At 69.7% G+C, this 16,195-nt stretch carries 16 protein-coding genes; 6 read left to right on the forward strand and 10 right to left on the reverse strand.

The genetic code is table 11. The features are described from left to right. Positions 1–47 precede the first annotated feature (47 nt). From trpS to SJY26_RS04445, 3 genes are all read left to right on the forward strand, one after another. The gene (gene trpS / locus SJY26_RS04435; protein WP_396594943.1) at positions 48–1,091 is read left to right on the forward strand and encodes a tryptophan--tRNA ligase; all 1,044 of its coding nucleotides are present in this window, start codon (positions 48–50) and stop codon (positions 1,089–1,091) included. A 95-nt stretch (positions 1,092–1,186) separates the two neighbouring features. Continuing rightward, entirely contained in the window at positions 1,187–1,876 is a 690-nt protein-coding gene (locus SJY26_RS04440) for a GNAT family N-acetyltransferase (protein WP_396594944.1), read from the forward strand. Positions 1,877–1,888: 12 nt separating this feature from the next. After that, positions 1,889–2,347, forward strand: coding sequence for an OsmC family protein (locus tag SJY26_RS04445; protein ID WP_396594945.1), 459 nt, complete (start codon positions 1,889–1,891; stop codon positions 2,345–2,347). 2 nt (positions 2,348–2,349) lie between these two features. On the opposite strand, the gene SJY26_RS04450 is transcribed toward SJY26_RS04445, so the two are convergent. The 7 genes from SJY26_RS04450 to SJY26_RS04480 form a co-directional block, all read right to left on the reverse strand. Beyond that, entirely contained in the window at positions 2,350–3,129 is a 780-nt protein-coding gene (locus SJY26_RS04450) for a dienelactone hydrolase family protein (protein ID WP_396594946.1), read from the reverse strand. 64 nt (positions 3,130–3,193) lie between these two features. Further along, a complete protein-coding gene (gene purH, locus SJY26_RS04455) occupies positions 3,194–4,798 on the reverse strand; it encodes a bifunctional phosphoribosylaminoimidazolecarboxamide formyltransferase/IMP cyclohydrolase (protein WP_396594947.1) in 1,605 nt (534 codons plus the stop codon). Positions 4,799–4,878: 80 nt separating this feature from the next. Further along, positions 4,879–5,763 carry an oxygenase MpaB family protein gene (locus tag SJY26_RS04460; RefSeq protein ID WP_396594948.1) on the reverse strand — a complete coding sequence of 295 codons (885 nt, stop codon included), beginning with the start codon at positions 5,761–5,763 and terminating at the stop codon, positions 4,879–4,881. Next, complete coding sequence (locus SJY26_RS04465; protein WP_396594949.1) at positions 5,763–7,484, reverse strand: heparinase II/III family protein; 1,722 nt, start codon at positions 7,482–7,484, stop codon at positions 5,763–5,765. Before SJY26_RS04465 ends, SJY26_RS04460 begins: the two co-directional genes overlap by 1 nt. Positions 7,485–7,606: 122 nt before the next feature. Further along, complete coding sequence (gene rpe, locus SJY26_RS04470) at positions 7,607–8,272, reverse strand: ribulose-phosphate 3-epimerase (protein ID WP_396594950.1); 666 nt, start codon at positions 8,270–8,272, stop codon at positions 7,607–7,609. A gap of 61 nt (positions 8,273–8,333) precedes the next feature. Further along, positions 8,334–9,725: an RsmB/NOP family class I SAM-dependent RNA methyltransferase gene (locus SJY26_RS04475; protein ID WP_396594951.1), complete on the reverse strand. Its 1,392-nt coding sequence runs from the start codon at positions 9,723–9,725 to the stop codon at positions 8,334–8,336. Then, entirely contained in the window at positions 9,722–11,689 is a 1,968-nt protein-coding gene (locus SJY26_RS04480) for a potassium transporter Kup (protein WP_396594952.1), read from the reverse strand. The genes SJY26_RS04475 and SJY26_RS04480 overlap by 4 nt, the downstream gene beginning before the upstream one ends. 177 nt (positions 11,690–11,866) lie before the next feature. Here SJY26_RS04480 and SJY26_RS04485 point away from each other — a divergent pair, with 177 nt between their 5' ends. Then, positions 11,867–12,361: an Rrf2 family transcriptional regulator gene (locus SJY26_RS04485; RefSeq protein ID WP_396594953.1), complete on the forward strand. Its 495-nt coding sequence runs from the start codon at positions 11,867–11,869 to the stop codon at positions 12,359–12,361. Positions 12,362–12,374: 13 nt separating this feature from the next. Then, the gene (locus tag SJY26_RS04490; protein WP_396594954.1) at positions 12,375–13,175 is read left to right on the forward strand and encodes an SDR family NAD(P)-dependent oxidoreductase; all 801 of its coding nucleotides are present in this window, start codon (positions 12,375–12,377) and stop codon (positions 13,173–13,175) included. Positions 13,176–13,179: 4 nt separating this feature from the next. On the opposite strand, the gene SJY26_RS04495 is transcribed toward SJY26_RS04490, so the two are convergent. After that, entirely contained in the window at positions 13,180–13,878 is a 699-nt protein-coding gene (locus SJY26_RS04495; RefSeq protein WP_396594955.1) for a MarC family protein, read from the reverse strand. A gap of 97 nt (positions 13,879–13,975) precedes the next feature. On the opposite strand from SJY26_RS04495, the gene pyrF reads away from it, so the two are divergent. Then, the gene (pyrF, locus tag SJY26_RS04500) at positions 13,976–14,683 is read left to right on the forward strand and encodes an orotidine-5'-phosphate decarboxylase (protein WP_396595701.1); all 708 of its coding nucleotides are present in this window, start codon (positions 13,976–13,978) and stop codon (positions 14,681–14,683) included. 3 nt (positions 14,684–14,686) lie between these two features. Here the strand turns inward: pyrF and SJY26_RS04505 are convergent, their stop codons facing one another. Together SJY26_RS04505 and SJY26_RS04510 are read right to left on the reverse strand one after the other, a co-directional pair. After that, positions 14,687–15,601: a hypothetical protein gene (locus tag SJY26_RS04505; RefSeq protein WP_396594956.1), complete on the reverse strand. Its 915-nt coding sequence runs from the start codon at positions 15,599–15,601 to the stop codon at positions 14,687–14,689. Between the two features lie 128 nt (positions 15,602–15,729). Next, positions 15,730–16,176: a hypothetical protein gene (locus SJY26_RS04510; protein ID WP_396594957.1), complete on the reverse strand. Its 447-nt coding sequence runs from the start codon at positions 16,174–16,176 to the stop codon at positions 15,730–15,732. Positions 16,177–16,195 lie beyond the last annotated feature (19 nt).

A 16,195-nucleotide genomic window follows, 5' to 3' on the forward strand; every position in this document is an offset into this window, starting at 1 on the left:
CGCCCAAAGTCTTGCCCTGCGGCTCGGGCTAGGGCATTGCCGCGACCATGTCTGACGCCACCCTGACCGCTTCCACCTATGCCGGCCCGCGCCGGATCCTGTCCGGCATCCAGGCCTCCGGGGCCCTGCATCTGGGCAACTATCTGGGGGCGCTGAAGCGGTTCACGGCGCTGCAGGAGTCGGGCGCGCCCTGTTTCCTGTTCGTGGCCGATCTCCACGCCATCACGGTGTGGCAGGATCCGGCCCTTCTGGCCGCCCAGACGCGCGAGATCGCCGCCGCCTATATCGCCTCCGGTCTCGAGCCGGCGAAATCGACCATCTTCCCCCAGTCGGCGGTACGGGCCCATTCCGAACTGGCCTGGATCCTCAACTGTGTCGCCCGCCTCGGCTGGCTGGACCGGATGACCCAGTTCAAGGAGAAGTCCGGCAAGCACAAGGAACGGTCCTCGGTCGGCCTCTACACCTATCCCGTGCTCCAGGCCGCTGACATCCTGCTTTACAAGGCGACCGAGGTGCCGGTCGGCGAGGACCAGAAGCAGCATCTGGAACTGACCCGTGACATCGCCGCCAAGTTCAACACCGACTTCAGCGCCCCGGACTTCTTCCCCCTGCCCGAACCCCTGATCCAGGGCCCGGCGACGCGGGTCATGTCGCTGCGTGACGGGGCGGCCAAGATGTCCAAGTCCGACCCCTCGGACCAGAGCCGCATCAATCTGACCGACGACGCCGACACCATCGCGGCCAAGATCAGGAAGTCCAAGACCGACATGGGCGTCATGCCCGAACCCGGCGAGAGCCTCGACGACCGGCCCGAGGTCCGGAACCTGATCGCCATCTATGCCGCCCTGTCGGACCAGACCCGCGAGGAAGTCACGGCCCGGTTCGCGGGTCAGGGCTTCGGCGCCTTCAAGCCGGCCCTGGCCGATCTCGCCGTCGAGGCCCTGGCCCCCGTCACCGCCGAGATGCGCCGGCTGATGGACGATCCAGCCGAGATCGACCGGGTGCTGAAGGACGGGGCCGAACGCGCGGCCGCCATCGCCGATCCGGTAGTGGACGAGGTCAAGAAGATCGTGGGCTTCTGGCGCGGCTGATCGCGTCCCCGTCTTTGCGGTGATGACGAGCGGTTTCCGGACCTGACTTCGGCATCGGGGCTGACGCAGATTCCACCCCGCGCTAGAGCCTGGCCATGACCCATCCGCTGGACCGTGCCGTCTGGAACGCCCTGACGACGAGACTGTCGGGCTTCGCGACGGCGGACTCCGACACCCGGGCCGTGCGGATCGACCCTGAGGTCGGGATCTTCCTGTCGGGCGCGGATGCGACGCCTGAAACGCTCACCGCCATGGCGACCCTTGCCTTGCGCCACCCGGGGGCGGCGATGGTCGAGAAGACCGGCGGTCCCATGGCCCTCCCGGACCTGCCCGGGGTGGTCATCGTCAACCGCATCCCCCTGGTCCAGATGGTCGCCGAGGGCCTGACGGCGGGCGGACCCGACCTTGCCTTCGAGACCCTGACCGAGGCCGACGCTCCGGACATGCTGGCTCTGGCTACCCTGACGAGGCCGGGTCCGTTCCGGTCCGCAACCCGACGGCTGGGGCCTTTCATCGGGATCAGGCAGGCCGGGCAGCTGGTGGCCATGGCGGGACGGCGGCTGCGGGTCGACGGCTTCACCGAGCTCAGCGGGGTCTGCACCCACCCGGACTGGCGCGGACGCGGCTATGCCGCCGGTCTTTCAAGGGCCGTGGCGGGCGAGATCCTGGCCTCGGGCGAGCAGGTCTTCCTGCATGCCTTCGCCGAACACACCGCGACCGTCGCCTTCTACCGGTCGCTGGGATTCGAGGTCCGGGCGGGAATGACCTATACGATCTTTTGCTGAGGGAGACCGGCCATGAGCGAACACATCGCCACCGTCGAATGGGTCCGGGGCGACCAGCCCTTTGCCGACAACCACTATTCCCGCGCCCACGACTGGACCTTCGACGGCGGGGCCGTGGTCCGGGGATCGTCGGCCCCGACCAGCGTCGCCGTACCGATGTCCGATCCGGCCGCCGTCGATCCGGAGGAGGCCGTCGTCGCGGCCCTCAGCAGCTGCCACATGCTGTTCTTCCTCGCCTATGCGGCGAAGGCGGGCTTCATCGTCGACCGCTATCGTGACGCAGCGATCGGGGTGCTGGGCAAGGACGAGCGGGGGAAGGTCTCGATGACGGGGGTGACGCTACGGCCTGTGGTCCATTTCAGCGGAGCAGCACCCGATGCGGCGGCCATCGCTGACCTGCATCACCGGGCCCATGAGGCCTGCTACATCGCCAATTCAGTCCGGACCGAGGTGCGGATCGAGCCGGGCTGAGGTCAGCCCGACCGGCTACGTCCACGCACGGGCAAGGCGGGCGCGACGTCTTCCAGCAGGCGACCGAAGCGGATCAGGGCGTCGCGGCTCAGCGCGTCGTCGAACCGCATCGGCGGGGCCGTCATAGGCTCGTCGAAACTGTGGGTGCCGTCGGCGATCCAGGTCTCGACCTCGGCCCCGCAGTTGCGGACCATGTCGTGCACCCGCTCGGCGTTGCGCACCGTGGTCAGATGATCTCTCGAGGCGATCACGGCCAGGGTCTTCGGACAGTGCCGCCACGGCCGCATCCGGTTCAGGGCCGCGATCCCGACATAGGGATAGGCCAGGTAGGCCGCCCTGACGCCCTCCAGCGACACAGCACCGGCATCGGCCAGGCCCAGGGCCCCCGGCCGGTCGCGGTCGGCACTCATGGCCTCCATGATGCCCCAGCCGCCATGGCTCCAGCCACCGACCAGCAGGGTGGAGGCGTCAACGTCAGCGCGGCGCGATACGCCGTCGATGGTGGCCAGGATATCGCCGGCCCGCTCCCACCCGCGCAGCAACAGGCCGGTGCAGACCGTGGCCATGGCGAACTGACGGCTCCAGCCCCGTGGCGCATAGGAATCCACGATCACCGCCCGCCACCCCTGCGTCCCGGCGACCTCGGCGTAGCGCGGCAGATGACCCCGGAGACCGCCGCATCCGTGAAACAGCAGGGCGGTCGGCCGGGGCAGGACGTCGTCAGGCCCCACGACGGTGACGTGGCGTTCAAGGCGGGCCCAGCGGGTCGCGAGTGTGTCCATGCCTGACCCTAACCCGGTTCGGTGACAGATCGCGCCGGGAAAACCCGGGTGTGACCCCCCGGTCCTAGTGCCGGAACACCCGCACCCCGGTGAAGGCCATGGCCAGGTTCAGCTCGTCCGCCGCCGCGATAACTTCGTCGTCGCGGATCGAGCCGCCCGGCTGGATGATGGCCGTGGCCCCGGCCTGTGCGGCCTCGATCAGACCATCGGCGAACGGGAAGAAGGCTTCAGAGGCACAGGCCGAGCCCTCGGCCAGCGAATGGGCCAGGCCCTTGGCCTCGCCGGCCTCGCGGGCACGGATGGCGGCGATGCGGGCCGAATCCCTGCGGTTCATCTGGCCGGCCCCGATCCCGGCGGTCTGGCCGTCCTTCGCATAGACGATGGCGTTGGACTTGACGTGTTTGGCCACGGTGAAGGCGAACAGCATGTCCTCGATCTCCTGCGGCGTCGGCTGGCGGCGGGTGACGATCTTCAGATCTGAAGGCCGGATCAGGCTGCGATCGCGGGACTGGACCAGGAAGCCGCCCGCCACGCTGCGGAAAACCTCGCCCGGACCGTGGGGGTCAGGCAGGCCGTTGGTGATGAGCAGGCGCAGGTTCTTCTTGGCCGCGAACACGGCCTTCGCCTCTTCATCCGCCCCGGGGGCAATGACCACCTCGGTGAAGATTTCGGTGATGGCGCGGGCGTCGTCGCCGTTCAGTGGCCGGTTGACGGCAATGACGCCGCCGAAGGCCGAGACGGCGTCGCACTCAAGGGCGCGGGCGTAGGCCTGCGACAGGCTGTTGCCGACCGCGACGCCGCAGGGGTTGGCGTGTTTGACGATGACGCAAGCGGGGCCCTCGAACTCGGCGACCAGCTCGTAGGCGGCGTCGGCGTCGGCGATATTGTTGTAGCCCAGCTCCTTGCCCTGGATCTGGGTGGCATGGGCGACGCCGGGGCGGGCTTCGCCGGTGCGGTAGAAGACTCCCGTCTGGTGCGGGTTCTCGCCGTAGCGCAGGGTCTGGGCCAGGGTGCCGGCGATCGCCTTGCGGGCCGGGGCGGCGTCTTCCAGCTGTCCGGCGAACCAGCCGGAGACGGCGGCGTCATAGGCGGCCGTGCGGGCAAAGGCCCGGGCGGCGAGGCGTTTGCGCAGGGCCAGCGACGTCGTGCCATCGGCCTTCAGCGCTTCCACGATCTCGCCGATCGAGACCGCGTCCACGGCGACGGCGACATAGCCGTGGTTCTTGGAGCCCGAACGGATCATGGCCGGTCCGCCGATGTCGATGTTCTCGATCACCGCATCGAATCCTGCGCCCGAGGCCACGGTGGACTCAAAGGGATAGAGGTCGATCCATACGATATCGATTGGACCGATGCCGTGCTCGTCCATGGCCGTCCTGTGCTCGGCCGCGTCGCGGACGCCCAGCAGGCCGCCGTGCACGACGGGGTGCAGGGTCTTGACCCGTCCGTCCATCATCTCGGGGAAGCCGGTCAGGTCCGCGACGTCCTTCACCGGGAGGCCGAAGCCCGCGATGGCTGCGCGCGTGCCCCCGGTGGAGACCAGTTCGATGCCGGCGGCGGCCATGGCGCGGGCGGCGTCTTCCAGCCCGGTCTTGTCGCTGAGAGAGATCAGGGCGCGGACGGGCGCGACGGCGTCGGGAGCGGGCGGGAAGTCGGGGGCAGCGGGCATGGGGCAATCTCGGGGGGAGGAGGACGCGCGGGGCCTTAGCACCGCCCGCGCCCCCCCGTCACCCCGGCGTCACCGCTGCGTCAGCTGGCGGGTGGCGGACCATCGGCGGCGCGGACCCCCGCAAAGCTCCAGCGCAGGGTCTTCGCCAGGCCCATCGTCCCCACCCTGACCAGCGGCCGGGCCAGCAGGGGCGAGGGCAGGCCGTGCATGCGCCGGGCCCACAGCGGCAGAAGTTCGACGCCGGCCTGCAGCGTCATGGTCTGGATCGGGGCCGTGGCGCGGCTGGAGGCCGGCTGGGACAGGACCAGCCGCGCAACCTCGCGGGTCCGGTCGTCAACCTTAAGCTGCGGCCGCATGCGGTCGATCAGCTGGCGGGCCTCCGCCCGGCTGCGCGGCAGCGGATCGGCCCCCAGCATGGCCCCCATGGTCGCCATCTCGGCGAAATAGCGGTCCTGATCGGCGGCCGACATGCCCGGCTCGCCATAGCGGACCCAGCCGTTCAGAAAGCTCCAGCACTCCGTCACATGGACCCAGGCCAGCAGTTCAGGATCAGACACCCGGTAGGCCTCGCCCGAGGGCAGGGTGCCGCCCAGATGGCTGTGGATGGTCCGCACCCGGTCGATGGCCCGCGTCGCCTCGTCCGGACCGCCATAGGTGGTGACGGCGATGAACCGGGCGGTCCGCCTCAGCCGCCCGTGCATGTCGGCGCGAAAGTTTGAATGGTCCCAGACCCCGGCCAGCACCTTGGGGTGCAGCATCTGCAGCAGCAGGCCCGAAACCCCGCCGACCAGCATTCCGACCACGTCGCCGTGCACGCGCCATGCGACCGAGTCGGGCCCGAACAGGCCATCTGTACGGCGCAGCACTGGCCGCTCGCCCTTGTCGGGATCGTTGAACATCGCCACGACCTGCCGGGCGATGGCCCGCTGGGCAGCCAGTTCCGGGCCCTGCGGGGATCGTCCCATCAGCTGGGGTCGCCGCTGGCCCCGGCGGGGCTGAGCTTCCAGCGGATCCGGGTCTCGGCGTCCGTTCGGGCCGAGCCGCGCACCACGACCTGCAGCGAGCGGCGGGTCAGCCCCTCCTCGACATGCACCGAGGGTTCGATGGCGACGTCGGGCCCGTCGGTGCGGAACCACCAGCCGCGACCCGAATGCCCGCGCAGCAGGATAGAGCGGCGATCCCGGGCCAGTGACGCTTGGACGGCCGGCTCAAGATGGAATCGGACCGCCCAGGGCGCGGCGATGGCCCGAACGACCGCAGACTGGTCCGGCGAAGGGTGCAACCGTTCTTCGGCCCGAAGTTCGTCCAGCCGCTGGTCCAGATAAAGCCGACGCTGGTGCAGCAACCCGAAGGAGGCGACCCAGGCGTCGTGCTGAATCTCCAGCCAGACCGCCCCGTCGCCGTCGCGTCGCTCGACCGTCGTCTGCCAGGCCCGACCGAACAGGCGTGGACCCAGAAGTTCGCCGCGCCAGCCGCCGAGCGGTTCGGCGAAGGACTGTTCACCGAGCGTCAGCGTCGAATGGCCGGGAGCCAGCCTCAGTCCCTGACGATCAGCGGCGCGGGGGGTCCAGCCACAACCGGTCACCAGCCGGTCGCGGCCGCAGACGATCTCCAGTGCCAGAGGCTGGGCGCAGGCCGTCTCGGACCAGGCCCCGCGACCCGGTGGGCCGGTGTCGGCGACGACGGTCATCAGAGGGCTGCGGATGCGCGTCAGGCCGCCGACGCTGCCGACCGCTCCGCCCGGCACCTCGGCGTGCTCGTCGTGGGCGCGGGCGGCGGCGACGCGCGCGGGGCTGGAAGGCCCGCCCCCCTGAAAGCCGGCCAGACGCCCGTCGGGCAGCGTCTGGAGCCGCAGCGCGGTTGTCAGGCGCAGGATGGCCCCCGCGACCGCCTCGGGAGGGGTCTCAGACAGCTGGGACAGGGCATCGTCGAGGGTCAGCAGGTCCAGCAGCAGTTCCAGCCCTGCTTCTGGCGCTCGCGAGGCATGGCCACCATCTCCGGAGACGGTGACCCGCAGGGCGGCAGGCAGTCGGCCCAGGGTCGCTCGGCGGATGCGGGCGCCCGGGGGGCCGGCCAGCACACAGCCGGCGACGGCTGCCGCCGTCAGACGCTCGGCCTTGCCGGCGAGTCCCCCCGGGGGACGAAGCAGCTGGCGGGCCTGACGCCCCAGCAGATCGGCCAGACGCAGCCGGTCGATTTCGGACGCGACGGCCCCCATGCGACGGGCGGCGCAGGCGATGTTGTAGACCCGCCGTGACAGGATCGCCGGGTCCCAGGCAAAAGGGGACCAGCGGGTGAAGGTCTCGGCCCAGCCGAGGGTGAGGCGCAGCGCCTCGCGCGCCCCCCTGTCCCCCTGGGTCATGAGAGCCGGCATCCAGGCGAAGGCATGCAGGTCAACAGCGAACGCGCGCGTAGGGCTGGGCCGGTTCCACGGGTCGGCCGGTGCCTCAGCATCCAGATTGGCCCCGGCCAGCAGGAAGCGGCCGCCCAGAACCGCCTTGCCGAGCGGCGCATCGGCTGGCCTGAAGTCTCGCGGCGTGGCCGAAAATGCCGTTGCCTTGCCTGCAGACAGGGTCAGGGCATAGCCCGGCAGGCCATACAGCTCGATCCACATCTGGCGGGTCAGGACCCGTCCGACAATCGCGGGCCACAGGGCGGGGCCGGTGCGCACACCGCTGGATCGCACGGGGGTTCGTACGGGGGCCCCGCGGATGCCCGGAATGGCATCAGGGGCGATGCCGGGGCCACCCCCCGGTCCCGGCGAGTTTGTCGGGACCGGGCGCCGCTGGGCAAGGGGCCCCATCGGGTTCAAGCGGCAGCCTTCAGGGCGGCGATATTGGTGGCATAGGCGTCCGGTCCGCCCCGGAAGACGGAGGTCCCGGCGACCAGGGCGTCGGCCCCGGCGGCCACGCAGGCCCCGGCGTTGGCGGCCGTGACGCCGCCGTCAACCTGGAGGTGGGCACTCGATCCCGCTGCATCGAGCAGGGCGCGGGTCCGGGCGATCTTCCGCAGCGTGGTGTCAATGAAGGACTGGCCTCCGAACCCCGGGTTGACGGACATCAGCAGCACCAGATCGACCAGTTCGATGACGTCCTCCAGCACCGCAAGCGGCGTGCCCGGGTTCAGGACCACGCCGGCCTTCGCGCCGAGCTGGCGGATACGGCCCAGGGTCCGGTGAAGATGGGGTCCGCTTTCCGGATGGACGGTCAGGATGTCCGCGCCGGCGTCGCGATAGGCCTCCAGCCACGGATCGACCGGCGCGACCATCAGATGGACATCGAACGGCAGGGTGGTGTGGGGCCGCAGCGCCTTCACGACGTCGGGTCCGATCGTGATGTTCGGCACGAAATGGCCGTCCATGACATCGACATGGACCCAGTCGGCCCCGGCGGCCTCGATGGCGGCGACCTCCGCGCCCAGTCGGGCGAAGTCAGAGGCAAGGATGGACGGGCAGATCAGGGGCGGCTTCGGCATGGTCCCGGGATAGGGCGGGACAGGCCGGGGGGCAAGTCACGCGCGCGGGAGCGGGGCCGGATCAGACCCGCTCCAGCCTCGCCGCGAAGAACCCGTCCATGCCCCCGCTTTCCGCCCACATCGACGGCAGGATGCGCAACCAGCCCTCCGGGGTCAGGGCCTCGGCGGGTGCGCCGACGGCGGCCGGATCGGCGACAGCGGTGCGGAACGCCGGATTGCGCCGCAGGAAGGCGATGACCTGGGTTTCGCCCTCTTCCCGTTCCAGCGAGCAGACGCAGTAGACCAGCCGTCCGCCGGGCGCGACGCGCAGGGCGGCGGCGTCCAGCAGACGGTGTTGCACATCGGCCAGCTTGGCCACCTCGGCCGGTTTTGTCGCCCGCAGGACCTCGGGATTGCGTCTGAGGGTCCCGGTGGCGGTGCAGGGCGCGTCCAGCAGGACGGCGTCGAACGTGCGCGGATCGTCCCAGTCTTCTGCCGCGGTGACCACGACCTCGGCCTCGAGGCCCGTCCGCTCCAGGTTCTGGCGCAGGCGGCGAAGGCGGGCCTCGGACCGGTCCAGAGCCACGACCGTCGCGCCGGAGGCCGCCAGCTGAAGAGTCTTGCCACCCGGCGCAGCGCACAGGTCGATCGCTGTCTCGCCGGCTTTCGGGGCCAGCAGCCGGGCGGGAACGGCCGCCGCCGCATCCTGCACCCACCAGCCGCCAGTCTCGTAGCCGGGCCAGGCGGCGACATCGCCGCGCACGCCCACCCGCACGGTCCCGCCCGGCAGAACGGTACCGTCGAGTGCTTCGGCCAGGGTCGTGGTGTCCTCGCCCGGCTTGAGGCTGAGGTCGGTCGGCGGCTCGTCGCGGGCGGCCAGGGCGATGGCGGCCAGGGCGGCCTCACCGTACGTCTGGCGCCAGCGGGCGGCGATCCAGTCGGGCAGATTGGATTCGGCGGTGGTCAGGCCCGGTCCCTCGCGCTCGATCCCCCGCAGGACGGCATTGACCAGGGCCTTGTAGGGGCGGGTCTTCGCGTCGCGCTCGGCCAGCTTCACGGCGGTCGAGACGGCGGCGAAGGCCGGGGTTTCCAGCACGAGCGTCTGGGCCAGCGAAATCCGCAACAGGGTCCGGACTGCCTCGGGCGGGGATTTCTGGAGGCGCTGGTTCAGGATGTGGTCGATCTCGCCCAGACGCCTCAGGGCCGCCATGGCCACGGCGCGGGCGAAAGCGCGGTCGGGCCCGGCCAAACTCCGCACTTCCGGCAGGGCCATGGCCTCGTCGAGCCCGTTGCGGCGCTCCAGCGCGGCGTTCAGCAGCAGCCCTGCGGCGATGCGGGCCTCCACGCCGATGTCCACGGCGTCGTCGGGGGCGGCCTCGCGGACGATGGGTTCGCGGCGGGGACCGCGCGCCTTGTCGGCCAGTCTGCGGCCCCGGGCTCCCGAGTTCCGGCCCTTGGGCGTTCCCCCGCTCACACCGAAACCTGGGTGCCGAGCTCGACCACGCGGCCGGGCGGAATGTGGAAGAAGTCGGTGGGGTTGGCCGCGTTGCGCATCAGGAAGATGTACAGCTTGTCCTGCCACAGCGGCATGCCCTGGGCGGCCGAGGGCACGACGGACCGACGACCCAGGAAGAAGCTGGTCGACATGATGTCGAACTTGAGCCCCTGTTTGCGGCACAGGCCGAGGGCCCGGGGCACCTGGGGGCTTTCCATGAAGCCGAAGCTCAGGGTGATCTTCTTGAAGTCGTCGTTGATCGGCTCGATCAGGATCCGCTCCGCATCCGGCACCCTCGGCCTGTCCGTGGTGCGGACCGTCAGGATCACGTTCTTCTCGTGCAGCACCTTGTTATGCTTGAGATTGTGCATCAGGGCGACGGGCGCGACGTCGGGGTCCGAGGTCAGGAAGATCGCGGTGCCGGGCGCGCGATGCGGCGGTCGGGCGCGCAACATCTCGATCAGGTCCGTGAGGGGCAGGCTGTCCTTCTTGGCCTTGGCCGACAGGATCTGGCTGCCCCGGGTCCAGGTCCACATGATCAGAACCAGCGCGGCCCCGAGCACCAGCGGCATCCAGGCGCCGTCGGGAATCTTGAGCAGGTTGGAGGTCAGGAAGACCGTATCGATGAAGCCGAACGGGATCAGGGCTGCGAGGGTCGCCCAGATCGACCATTTCCATTTCTTGGTGATGACCGAGAAGCTCATCAGGGTGTTGATCAGCATCACGCCGGTGACCGCGACCCCATAGGCGGCCGTCAGATTGTGCGAGCTCTGGAACATGAACAGCAGGACCAGCACGCCGACCATCAGGAAGGTGTTCACCGCAGGCACAAAGATCTGCCCGGCCTGCGTCTCCGAGGTGAAGCGGATGTCGATCCGCGGCAGGAGGCCCAGCTGCACGGCTTGCTGGGTGACGGAGAAGGCCCCGGTGATCACGGCCTGGGAGGCGATCACGGTCGCGGCCGTGGCCAGGGCGAGCATCGGCCAGTAGGCGAAGCCAGGGACCATGTTCCAGAACGGGTTTTCCGACGCCGCCGGATTGTCGAGGATCAGGGCCCCCTGGCCCAGGTAGTTCAGGGTCAGACAGGGCAGCACGAACACCAGCCAGCCCATGCGGATCGGTGCCTTGCCGAAATGGCCCATGTCCGCATAGAGCGCCTCCGCTCCCGTCACGGCGAGGAAAACGCTGCCGAGGATGATGAAGCCCAGAAACCCGTCCGTGATCAAAAGCATCACGCCGTAGTGTGGGGACAGTGCCCGCAACACCGAGATGTCGTCGAAGATGTGATAGAGTCCCAGCCCGCCAAGGCACAGAAACCAGACTGCGGTTATGGGGCCGAAGTACTTCGCCAGTCCGGCGGTTCCGCGGGACTGGGCCAGAAACAGGCCGATCAGGATGGCGGCGGCGATCGGCACGATGAAGGCGTCGAAGCGCGCCCCCATGCCGGGCGCTTCCTTCAGGCCCTCGACAGCAGACAAGACGGAGATGGCCGGGGTGATGATGCCATCCCCGTAGAACAACGCTGCACCACAGACCCCAAGGATGAAAATCCAAGCGCTGCGGCGACCGATGGCGTGCTGCGCCAGGGCCATCAGGGCCAGGGTCCCGCCCTCACCCTTGTTGTCGGCGCGCATCAGAAACAGGACGTATTTGAACGTCACGACGATCATCAGGGCCCAGAAGGCGAGCGAGACCACGCCGATCACGGCCAGATCAGCATCGCTGCTGCCGCCCCGGGCATGGGCGATCGCCTCGCGCAGCGCATAGAGCGGGCTGGTGCCGATGTCACCGAAGACGACGCCGATCGCCCCGATCGTCAGGGCCCAGAATCCGGCCTTGCCGGCCGCATGTCCGTGGGTAGCGGCCGGACCCGATGGTCCGTCCGGTCCGGGTTTGGGCGGGGCGGGGGGAGCGCCGTCGCCGGGGGAAAGGTCCCCTGCCATGAGTATCCTCCGGGCAGCGCGACGCGGGCCCATCAAAGCCGAGGGCGTGTAGGCTCATTCCGCGCCCGGTTCAATCGCGCCCGGCCGCTTTCCCGTCGCCCGCGAAAGCGGGTGTTCGGGAGACCATTTGTGAATCGCGTCGCGGGTGCCTACCTTGGGAACTGGAACCGGACACAAATGTCAGACAGCCAACGCTTTCCCGTCGCCGCCCACGCCCTGGCCTATCTGGCCCACAAGGGGGCATACGATGCTGCCCATGCCGCGCCCAGCGCGGTGCTGGCGGCGTCGGTCCCGACCAACCCGGTGGTCATCCGCCGGGTTACGGCCCTGCTGGCCAAGGCCGGGCTGATCGCCACGCGCCCCGGCGCGTCCGGCGGGTCCTGGCTGCTGAAGCGGCCAGAGGATATCGGACTGGACACGGTTCTGAAGGCCGTGAACGGCTGTGCCCACCTGGGATCCCCGCCGCTGGGGGCCAAGGGTTGCCCGGTCGGGGAGCATATTCCCCGTCAGGTCGGCAAGGTCCTGACCCTGGCCGACAAGGCGGCGTCCGACGCCCTGAGCCGGATCACCATCGCAGACCTGCTGGCCGAACGGTCAGAGGCGCTGGACGGGCTGGAACCCCATGCCGCCTGCAGCGAAGCCATCCGCGCCGCCGGCTCTGTCGCCGCCTGACCGACAGCCACCGGTGAACGGGCGCACCGTCCTGATCACGGGGGCCTCGGCCGGTCTGGGCGCGGCTTTCGCCCGGGTCTATGCTGGCAAGGGCTGGAACCTGATTCTCACGGCCCGGCGCGAGCCGGCGCTGACGGCCCTCGCCGCTGAGCTGACGGGTGCCCATGGTGTGACGGTCACGGTCCTTGTGGAGGATCTGGCCGATCCCGAGGCACCCGAGCGGCTGGCTTCGGCGATCACGGCCCGGGGCCTGACCGTCGACGGCCTGGTCAACAACGCCGGCTTCTCCCGCACCACGGGCTTTCTTCAGACGAATCCCGCCCAGCACGCGGCCATGCTGCAGGTCATGCTCCTGGCCCCTGTGGTCCTGTCGCGCCTGCTGTTGCCCGGCATGGTGGAGCGTCGGTTCGGGCGCATTCTGAACATCGCCTCGTTGGCGGGTCAGATCCCGGCTACCGGCGGAGACACCCTGTATGGTCCGATCAAGAGCTTCCTGATCAAGGCGTCGCAGGGGTTGTGGCTGGAGACCCGGGGCACGGGCGTCCACGTCACGGCGCTATGCCCCGGTTACACCCTGACCGAGTTTCATGACGTCAACGGCTCGCGCAAGCAGGTGACCTCGGCCTATCCGGCGTGGATGTGGCAAACGGCCGATCACGTCGCCCGCGTTGGCCATGACGCCTGCGAGGCGGATCGGCCGAGGGTCACGCCGGGGGCGATGAACAATGTTCTGGCGGCGCTCGGCAAGCTGCTGCCTGACGGGTTGGCTCTCAACATGATCGCCGGCCATGCGCGGCGGCTGAAGCGGATCTAGACCCTCAGTGCCCGCCGGCCGGATAGGGCGCGGTCACGCCCGTGGCGAACATGCCCGGCAGGGCCTCGCCGAGGCCAGCGAGGATGAACTGTATGGCGAGGGCGCACAGGATCAGGCCCAGCACCCGCACGATGATGGCCATGCCCACATCGCCCAGCACCCGGCTGATCGGACCGGTCGCCGCGAAGGTGACGAAGGTGGCCACGGCGGCAGCCGCGATCGCCAGCAGGCCGGCGATCGTGCCGGCATAGCCGATCTTCTGGGCCTCCCCGGCCTGGATGATGATGGTCGAGATCGCCCCCGGCCCGATCAACAGGGGCATGGCGAAGGGAACGATCAGTCGCTTGAACCGGCGCTGGGCATAGCCGCGCACGTCCTGGGCATCAGCCAGGGCGTCCTTGTCCGCAAACATCGTCAGAAAGTCGCCGCGCGTCATGTCGAGACCCAGCAGCAGCAGCAGGATGCCGCCGGCGATCCGGAAGGCCGCCAGGGAGATGCCAAAAAACTGCAGCAGCCACAGGCCGGTGAAGAAGAAGAAGGTCAGGAAGGCGGCGATGAAGATGCAGATCAGGGCCGACACCGACAGCCGCTGACGCGCCGTGGCCCCGGCCGTCGCCGCGGCGAAAATGGGGATGTTGCCGATCGGATCGACGAGGGCGAACAGGGCCACGAACAGGTTGACCCCCAGATCGAGCGCGTTCATTGCCTGTCCTTCAGCCCCACCATGAACGCCGGCCGCCCCGACGCACCCCTGCGCGCCGGTCTAGCCGGTCCGCCGGAGTCCGTCGATGACCTCGCCCCTGCTTTCCGACCCGCGCCTGATCGTCGGTCTGGATCTGCCCGATGTCGAGACGGCGCGCGCCCTCGTTCACAAGATCGCGGACGGCGTGGAGGCCTACAAGGTCGGCCTGACCTTGCTGGCCCGCCCCGGCGGGGTCGCCTTCGCGCATGAGCTCCAAGCCATGGGCAAGGTCGTGTTCCAGGACTGGAAACTGCACGACATCGGGGCCCAGGTCGAAGGGGCCGCCCGCGCGGTGGCCGAGGGCGGTTGCGACCTGCTCACCGTCCATGCCGAACCCCAGGTGATGCGGGCCGCAGTCGAGGGGCGGGGAAGTCATGCCACGAAGATTCTCGCGGTCACCGTCATGACCAGCCTTTCGGATCAGGATCTGGTCGAGATCGGCTATTCGGCCCGCGCCGCGGACCTGGTGGAGACGCGTGTGCGACAGGCGCTCGATTGTGGGGTCGATGGCGTGGTCTCCAGTCCGCTGGAGGCCGCGCGGGTCCGTGAGATCGCCCATGAGGCCGGTCGACCGGACTTCCTGATCGTCACCCCCGGGGTGCGTCCCGCCGGGGCCGACAAGGGGGACCAACAGCGCGTGGCGACCCCCGCCGAGGCGCTGCGCGCCGGGGCGACCCATCTGGTTGTGGCCCGGCCGGTTTTCGCGGCCGACGATCCCGTCATGGCCGCCGCCCGCATCGCCGGCGAGATGTCCGGGGTCCGCTAGACCTCAGCCGCGCTCACCCGGCTCCTGCCGATAGGGCATGCCTTCGCCACTGTCGCCGGGCGGCAGGTCGCCATAGTAGCCGAGAGGTTCGGGGGAAGGCACCGGCGGCTCCGGATAATACGGGGCGGGGGCGGGCTCTGAATAGAGGACGGGCGGCGGTGCATAGTGGGCGGGCGGCCAGGTCTCCTCCGGCGCATACGGCACGGGCTCCAGCGGGGCGGCCTGATAGGGAATCGGCACGTAGCGGGGGCCTTCCTCCCGGTAGGGTCTGTCGGGCCTGACCCGTTCATGGCCGCCGCCGGTGTGGCGTTCATAGCCCTCCGACCAGGCCGCATGCTCGCTGTAGCTTTCGCGCACGCTGTACGATTCCGCGCCGGTCGAAGAGCGGGCATAGGCTTGGCCTCCCCCGTGGTCCCGGTCGTAATAGCCCCGATCGTGCCTATGGCCGCGACAGACATCGTGGGAAGGAGGTGGAGGCGGGGGCGGGCCGTAGCCACACGCGCCGCAGCGGTCGGTGGTCACATAGCGACGACCGAAGCCGTAAACGACATAGCCATGGGGCCGGCTGGGGCCGTAGCCGGGGCCGCCGATGACGACCGGACCAAGGCCGTACCCGACGTAGCCGTAGCCCGGAGCATAGTCCCCGCCGGTCAAGATCACCCCGCCATAGACGGCCCCGCGCCCGCCGACGGCGCGGACGTCATAGGCCCGCGCGTTGAGGGCCGCGCCCGACCAGGCGGTGGCCGAGGCGCTGGAACTGGCGTTCACATTGACATTGACGTTGGCATTGTAGCCGCCGGCCGGATGGTGCCCGCCGCATCCTCCACCACAGCCGCCATGGCCCGGTCGTTCCCCGGCAAGCGCGGGCGCGGCAACGAGAAGAAGGGCGGTGGTCAGGATCGGGATCGGGGATTTCACGGCGCGGACTCCGGCGGGCTTGAATCCCACCCTAGCCGCCCGGACGACGAAGGGTTCCGGATGCGCCCCCAACGCGAGCCAGGCCCGCAAGATGTCGTTGAATCTCGCTTTTCTGGCGTTACGCTGGCTCAGTCGTCGTAGAGATAGACCGGGCTGTAACACGGGCAGTCGCTGCGCCTGTACCGCCTGTCGTCTACCCCACGCGGGGCCCGGTCGTCATTGTAGCCATAGACGTCGTGGTAGCCCCGACCCGGGGGGCTCGACCACCGCGTCCAGTCTCCGCGCGCCGTTGCACTGTAGCCATAGCGCCCGCCGCGATCATGACCATAGCCGTAGGTCACCGGCGGACGGTACGCCCGAGGATCACCGAAGGTTGGGCCCCCGCCATGGCTGTATCCGTAGCCATAGGGCTGGCCATAGCCGGCCGCATAGCCATGACCATAGGCGGGCACGCCCGGCGCGCCATACGGCTGGCCGGTGCCGTAGGGACTGTAGCGGGGCTGGCCCCAAGTCTGGGCGGCGACCGCGCCGGGAACGGCGACGACGGCGAGGACGATCAGGACGAGATTGCGCATGAAACCCTCCGGCAGGACG

Origin of the sequence: Brevundimonas sp. R86498 (assembly GCF_044598075.1) — a bacterium.
In the GTDB taxonomy this organism is placed as follows: domain Bacteria; phylum Pseudomonadota; class Alphaproteobacteria; order Caulobacterales; family Caulobacteraceae; genus Brevundimonas.

Coding starts and splice junctions, on each gene's coding strand:
- SJY26_RS04440 (WP_396594944.1), top strand. CDS start 1,187: ATGACCCATCCGCTGGACCGTGCCGTCTGGAACGCCCTGACGACGAGA.
- rpe (WP_396594950.1), bottom strand. CDS start 8,272: ATGCCGAAGCCGCCCCTGATCTGCCCGTCCATCCTTGCCTCTGACTTC.
- SJY26_RS04510 (WP_396594957.1), bottom strand. CDS start 16,176: ATGCGCAATCTCGTCCTGATCGTCCTCGCCGTCGTCGCCGTTCCCGGC.
- SJY26_RS04480 (WP_396594952.1), bottom strand. CDS start 11,689: ATGGCAGGGGACCTTTCCCCCGGCGACGGCGCTCCCCCCGCCCCGCCC.
- SJY26_RS04450 (WP_396594946.1), bottom strand. CDS start 3,129: ATGGACACACTCGCGACCCGCTGGGCCCGCCTTGAACGCCACGTCACC.
- SJY26_RS04485 (WP_396594953.1), top strand. CDS start 11,867: ATGTCAGACAGCCAACGCTTTCCCGTCGCCGCCCACGCCCTGGCCTAT.
- SJY26_RS04495 (WP_396594955.1), bottom strand. CDS start 13,878: ATGAACGCGCTCGATCTGGGGGTCAACCTGTTCGTGGCCCTGTTCGCC.
- SJY26_RS04460 (WP_396594948.1), bottom strand. CDS start 5,763: ATGGGACGATCCCCGCAGGGCCCGGAACTGGCTGCCCAGCGGGCCATC.
- purH (WP_396594947.1), bottom strand. CDS start 4,798: ATGCCCGCTGCCCCCGACTTCCCGCCCGCTCCCGACGCCGTCGCGCCC.
- trpS (WP_396594943.1), top strand. CDS start 48: ATGTCTGACGCCACCCTGACCGCTTCCACCTATGCCGGCCCGCGCCGG.
- SJY26_RS04445 (WP_396594945.1), top strand. CDS start 1,889: ATGAGCGAACACATCGCCACCGTCGAATGGGTCCGGGGCGACCAGCCC.